The following is a 6,374-nucleotide window of genomic DNA, read 5'->3' on the forward strand; positions in this document are numbered from 1 at the left end:
GCCCTAATTTTTTAGGGCTTTTTTTTATACTTTTGAATCATGAGAATAGAAGAGCTTTACCAATGTTTTTTACAGTGTGATGGGATATCAATTGATACGAGAAACATCACTCCAAATTCGCTTTTTTTTGCTTTAAAAGGCGATAACTTCGATGCCAATAACCTAGTTCAAGAAGCCTTAGATAAAGGTGCCAGCTTTGTTGTTATGGACAACAAGAAAAAACTAAGCAATCCCGACAAAATGTTTTGGTATGCTGATGCTTTAATGGCTTTACAAGAATTAGCAAAATACCATCGTCAACAATTGGGTTTACCAATCCTAGCCCTAACAGGTAGTAATGGAAAAACAACAACCAAAGAATTAATACTGGCTGTATTATCTAAAAAATATAACGTCAAAGGAACCCGAGGAAATTTAAACAACCATATTGGCGTGCCTTTAACCTTATTATCATTTACTGACGAAACGGATATAGGTGTGGTGGAAATGGGTGCCAATCACTTAGGGGAAATCGCCCATTTATGCGAATTGGCCGACCCAGACTTTGGCTATATAACCAATTTTGGAAGAGCACATTTGGAAGGATTTGGCAGTTTTGAAGGCGTTATTAAAGCCAAAAGTGAACTCTATGATTATTTAGAGAACAATTACAAATTGGCATTTACCAATACAGACGACGGATTACAAGATGCCAAAACCATGACTTTTGCTCGATATACCTTTGGTACAGACGAACAGAACGATTTGGTCATTGAAAAGTACGATGCGCAACCCATGGCGTCAATTACAACTAAAAAGACCTTATTTACTTCAAATCTAACGGGAATTTATAATGCCACCAACATAGCGGCGGCTGTAGCGATTGGACAATATTTTAAAATTCCTATCGCAGATGCTCAAAAAGCCGTAAATCAATACACCCCAACGAATAACCGTTCACAATGGATCGAGAAAGGTGGAAATCAAATTCTATTAGATGCCTATAATGCCAATCCAAGTAGCATGGAAGCAGCACTAGACAACTTTATTCAATTAGAGAACAAAACCTCTAAAGTTTTGTTTTTAGGAGATATGTTTGAATTAGGAGCAGAAAGTTCAAAAGAACATTTAGCCTTAATCCAAAAACTTGAAGGCCTTGATAACCTCACTACTTTCTATATCGGAACGCATTTTTTTGAACATCAAAAAGATTCATCCCGTGAGTTCTTTTATAAAGATTACGATTCTTTTTCAAAAGCTTTTCAAAAAAATATGATTCCCCAAGAATCTTTATTACTCATTAAAGGATCCAGAGGAATGGCACTAGAACGCATTTTAGAACTTCTATAACTAATCACAAAAATGTAAAATCCCGCCCTATATAATTTAGGACGGGATTTTTTTTCAAACCGTTTCTATATCCTACCTTGCTCTTCCGTAGCTTCAATCGTTCTTTTATTTTTAACAACTTGATTTCCGAAATGATACTTTACAGAAAATGACACCTTTTGAGAATCTTGATAGTCCAAAAAATAGTTGTTTTGATTGCTATAATTTGTACTAACCTTAGATTTTTCTGTTTTAAATATGTCGTTAAATATCAAACTCAACTCCATCTTTCTATCAAAAAACGTTCTATTCATGATAAAGTAAGTACTCGACTCTTTACTAATCGTAAAAGTACCTTGAATGGCCGGTGTCTGGTAATAATATCCTAATTCTATATTCCAATCTGTAGCTTTATCCAATCGAAAACTTGCGCTGGTTCTACCATAAAATATCCATTTATCATTCTTATACAGCTGTTCGTCTAATCCGAAAAAATAGTTTTCATTGTATTGTATCGAAGCGTAGGCATTCCACGTTAGCCAAGAAAAGAAATCGTAATTTTTACTAAGATCTAAACCTCCCATTTTCCCTTCTTTAATATTGGTATATCTATAAATCAAATTATGCGTTTCCACATCTTGAAAAGAGATTTCCATGGCGGGCAAATTTTCTTTGCGATAATATAAATCCACATTCCAATTATTCCAAGAATAAGTCAAATTTAAATTGTGAACAATCATCGCCTTTAACTGAGCATCTCCTTGAAAATAGGAAAACAAATTATAATATGATTTCGCAGGATTTAACCACGAATAACCTGGCCTGCTAATTCTCTTTCCATAAGAAACACCAAATTGGTGATGATTTTCAGTTTCGTATTGTGCATAAAAAGTAGGAAACCATTCCAAATAATTTTGTTTATTATGCTCATACGTTTGTGAAACCAACCCAGTTAAATCTGTATATTCTGCACGAATCCCCGCTTTAAAACTCCATTGGCTCCAAGTGTATGCCAAAGTAGTATAAGCGGCTAAATTTTTCTCCTTATACTCGAATACATTGCTTTTTTCAGCTCTGAAATTTAAGCTCCCCAATTCATCATCATAAAAATCCAAAATACTGTTAGTGGTCACGGTGCTGTATTTAGCGCCACTATCCCACTTCCATGCTGTTCGTTTTAAACTATAATCTATTTGAGTAGAAAACAGAGTTACCTTACTGCTGTTGTCACTTTCAAAAGTAGATTCAGACGGGTCTTTGTCTTTAAAATTAAGACGAGTAAATACATTTTGAAACTTTTTTTGATGATTATTAGTCAGATAATTAGTCCAAATAATCCGATGATCTTTTCCCCATTTTTTATCAATCTGCAAATAAAAATTATGGTAATCTGTATCATTAAAATGATCATTCTTTGTCAAATAGGATGATTCTACTTGTCTATCTTTATCGTAAATTAAGGTTGGAACCAAATAAACCCCTTGGCTATTAGGATTAATAAATCCGTTAGCACCAAAGGTAAAATTAGTCAAACTGTCCAAATCATATTCCATACTAAATGTATAAGTATGCTGATTCCGATTGACATCCTTACGTACCATTTCACTTTCCCAAGTCGTTTGATTTTCAACAAAGTGCACAGCATCAAATCCTTCTCTTACATATGTTCCCATACCTCGATAGTAGGAACCCATTAAAGAAAGTTTACCCTTCCGAAAATACTGGGTTAAACCAAATAACTCTTTATCATACTTGCTTTGTATATACTTAGCATATAATATACCCCTATATCCTTCTACATTACTCTTAGTCATCACAATATTTAAAACAGCACTACCAGAAGCATCATAATTTGCCGGAGGGTTGGTTATAACTTCTATAGATTTAATGTCTTTACCCGGAGTATTCTCTAACAAGTTCTTTAGCTCATCTCCTGTTAACATCACTCTTTTATCATTTATAGTTACCAATATTGCTTGACTACCCTTAATTTTTAAATCACTCCCTTGTGCCGTCACTCCAGGGGTCTGCTTTACTATTTCCCAGCCACTTAAAGCGCTTAATGCACTGTTCTCCACATCAAACTCCAATCGATCAATTTTGCGCTTTACAAGAGGAGCCTTCCTTTCGATTACTAACTCATTCAATTCACGCTCCTCAATCTGTAAAACTATAGTCAACTTTCTCTCCAAATCATCAACGGTCAAATTTTGTTTGTAAGTTTTGTATCCCACATACGAAACCTCGAGATAAAATGGAGAATCACTTAGATTTTTTATATAAAAACTTCCATCAAAATTTGTCGCTTCTACTTTTTGATTTTGTAGATTATCTATGAGTAGAATGGTTGCAAAAGAAAGACCTTCCCCACTTTCACTAACCACCTTGCCTTCACATTCCAAACTTTGTCCGACAACACAAAGCGGAAAAAGCAATAGAAATAGTAATTTTTTCATAATTCGTATTTTTATCAAAATTGCGCTTTTTAATATCCAAAATGGGTTAATGCTCGGTTAACGATGGGTTAATGCAAAGCGGCTATATGGGAATTGACTATATTTGTTTTGATGAAAAACAAAAACTTTTTATACATAGGCGCTTCAACCCTACTCTTTTTGCTTCTACTGGCAATTCATGCATACTATTTCTATAATTCGTACCAATTAAAACAGAAGGAAATTCTCAATTCTGTACATTCAAAATTGTTCGATTTAGAAGAACAAATACCCTACTTTGAAGAGTCCGACATAGCAGAAGACGAAATTCTAGTTCTTTTTTCAAAATATCAACGAAAAGAAATTGCTTATCAGGAGCTAGTTCAATACTTTAATAATAGAAACTTAAAAATAAGTCCACGTATTACAGCCTATATCGACAGCCTATTTAAAAAACAAAATTACCAAGTAGCTATTAAAAAAGAACTCGTTAATCTTATTGCACTACCCACAGACGACACTTTAATTAAAACACCGTTTGTAATGTATCAGACCGCTACTCCAATCACTGTCCCACGCACAGTGACTGATGGCAAGTGGGTGACTAGTAGTTTCAATTCTGATCGTGATACTATTGACTTGGGCAAGCAGTCAAAAAATGAAAAACCAAACTTTCATTTTCAAATCAACAGAAAGACAACATACGACGTCGCTAATTTAACAACAGTGGTTTTATGGGAATTAATTCCACTTATGCTTTCTTCCATATTAATATTGGCTTCCGTATTAATACTTTATTATCTCACCTACAAAAACTTGATTAAACACCGTCAGGAATCCATTATACTACACGACATCGTAGATAACATCTCACATGAGTTTAAAACCCCTATTGCCACATTAAAAATAGCTTCTAAGACACTTTCTAAAGAGAATTCATTAGCTATACTTCCGTTAATTGACCGCCAAATCAACAGACTTGAAAACCTCTTAATACCCATACAGTACGATTACGAACAACCATACGATTTTGAACGAGTGCAAGAAAAAGACATAGCAGATCTATGGAACGATTTTGCTTTTAGCAATCCCACTATCCAATTCCAACTACAATTTCACATCACGAAAATTCCAACATTACACAGAACCGAATTGCAAACGCTAATTAGTAATTTGGTTGGCAACAGTATCAAATACGGAGCTAACCAGATAAACTTGCAAATCGACAGCGACCCTATTGGACTCCAAATATCCATTAGTGACAACGGTATAGGAATGGAACATCAAGAATTAAAACACATTTTGAAGAAATTTTACCGCATACAAAAAAACAACATCCAAAATACCAAAGGACTCGGACTCGGTCTTTACCTTGTTCATAAAATTATTCTAAAACACAAAGGCTCCATAACATTTAAGAGCAAAATAAACCAAGGTACAACCGTCAAAATCAGCATTCCGTATGAAAATTAACCTGCTTTTAATTGAAGATGATGAAGATTTTGGAATCATTCTAAAACAATACCTCGGACTATCGGACTTCAAGGTAACTTGGATTAAAAACCCCTTAGATGCCTTAGCTTTAATAGAGGAAAAATTCGATCATGATATCATCCTACTCGACGTAATGATGCCGCATTTAGATGGTTTTAGTTTGGCACAAAAAATCAAGGAAAAACACCCCAACCTTCCCTTTATATTTTTGACAGCTAAAAATCAAAAAATCGACAGACTTACCGGTTTAAAAATTGGTGCCGATGACTATCAAACCAAACCTTGTGATCCCGATGAATTAATTCTACGCATACACAACATACTCAAGCGATCCAAACCTATTCACTTGCCAAAACCCATATCAATAGGCAGTTATAGCTTTGACTATGAAAACTTAGTTCTATTACATCCAAATGAAAAAATTCGCTTAACGCAACGTGAAGCCGATTTATTACAATTATTAATACAATACAACCACGGTTTAATAAAGCGGGATGTAATATTAAACAGTATATGGAGTTCAGACGACTACTTTTCCGGTCGAAGTATGGATGTATTTATCAGCCGTTTGCGCAAATACTTTCAATATGATAAAAGCATAGTAATTCAATCCATACGCGCTGTCGGCTTTGAGATTAATTTTCCTATCCCCGAATAGCGATTCGTGCATGGTACACTAGAGCCGTAATACTTAATAAAATGCGATGATACAAATGCCCGTTAATCCGAAGTAAAGGGCAAAGTTTATATAGAGAAAAAACCGTTTTAAGCATTAACACACACCCTTCCGTTTTGTTGCGGGGTTATAATCATATCACCCCTACGGGGTTATAATCATATCACCCCTACGGGGTTCTACGATAATGATATATTATTATAAACAACATTCCCGTGTGACGTATCATCTACAATCATGTCACCCCTACGGGGTTATACGAAAATGATATATTATTATAAACAACATTCCCGTGTGACGCATCATCTACAATCATGTCACCCCTACGGGGTTATACGAAAATGATATATTATTATTATAAACAACATTCCCGTGTGACGCATCATCTACAATCATGTCACCCCTACGGGGTTATACGAAAATGATATATTATTATTATAAACAACATTCCCGTGTGACGC

At 34.7% G+C, this 6,374-nt stretch carries 4 protein-coding genes; 3 read left to right on the top strand and 1 reads right to left on the bottom strand.

The features are described from left to right. The first annotated feature begins 39 nt into the window (after positions 1-39). Positions 40-1,329, top strand: coding sequence for a UDP-N-acetylmuramoyl-tripeptide--D-alanyl-D-alanine ligase (gene murF / locus KO524_RS10355; RefSeq protein ID WP_219293714.1), 1,290 nt, complete (start codon positions 40-42; stop codon positions 1,327-1,329). A 65-nt stretch (positions 1,330-1,394) separates the two neighbouring features. On the opposite strand, the gene KO524_RS10360 is transcribed toward murF, so the two are convergent. Then, the gene (locus KO524_RS10360) at positions 1,395-3,764 is read right to left on the bottom strand and encodes an outer membrane beta-barrel family protein (protein ID WP_219293716.1); all 2,370 of its coding nucleotides are present in this window, start codon (positions 3,762-3,764) and stop codon (positions 1,395-1,397) included. A 111-nt stretch (positions 3,765-3,875) separates the two neighbouring features. Between KO524_RS10360 and KO524_RS10365 the strand changes: the two genes are divergently transcribed. Further along, positions 3,876-5,216, top strand: a complete 1,341-nt coding sequence (locus KO524_RS10365; protein WP_219293718.1) for a sensor histidine kinase KdpD — start codon at positions 3,876-3,878, stop codon at positions 5,214-5,216. Beyond that, positions 5,206-5,895, top strand: coding sequence for a response regulator transcription factor (locus KO524_RS10370; RefSeq protein ID WP_219293720.1), 690 nt, complete (start codon positions 5,206-5,208; stop codon positions 5,893-5,895). The genes KO524_RS10365 and KO524_RS10370 overlap by 11 nt, the downstream gene beginning before the upstream one ends. Positions 5,896-6,374: the final 479 nt, after the last annotated feature.

The sequence above is a fragment of the Flavobacterium sp. NKUCC04_CG genome (assembly GCF_019345525.1).
Taxonomy (GTDB): Bacteria; Bacteroidota; Bacteroidia; order Flavobacteriales; family Flavobacteriaceae; genus Flavobacterium.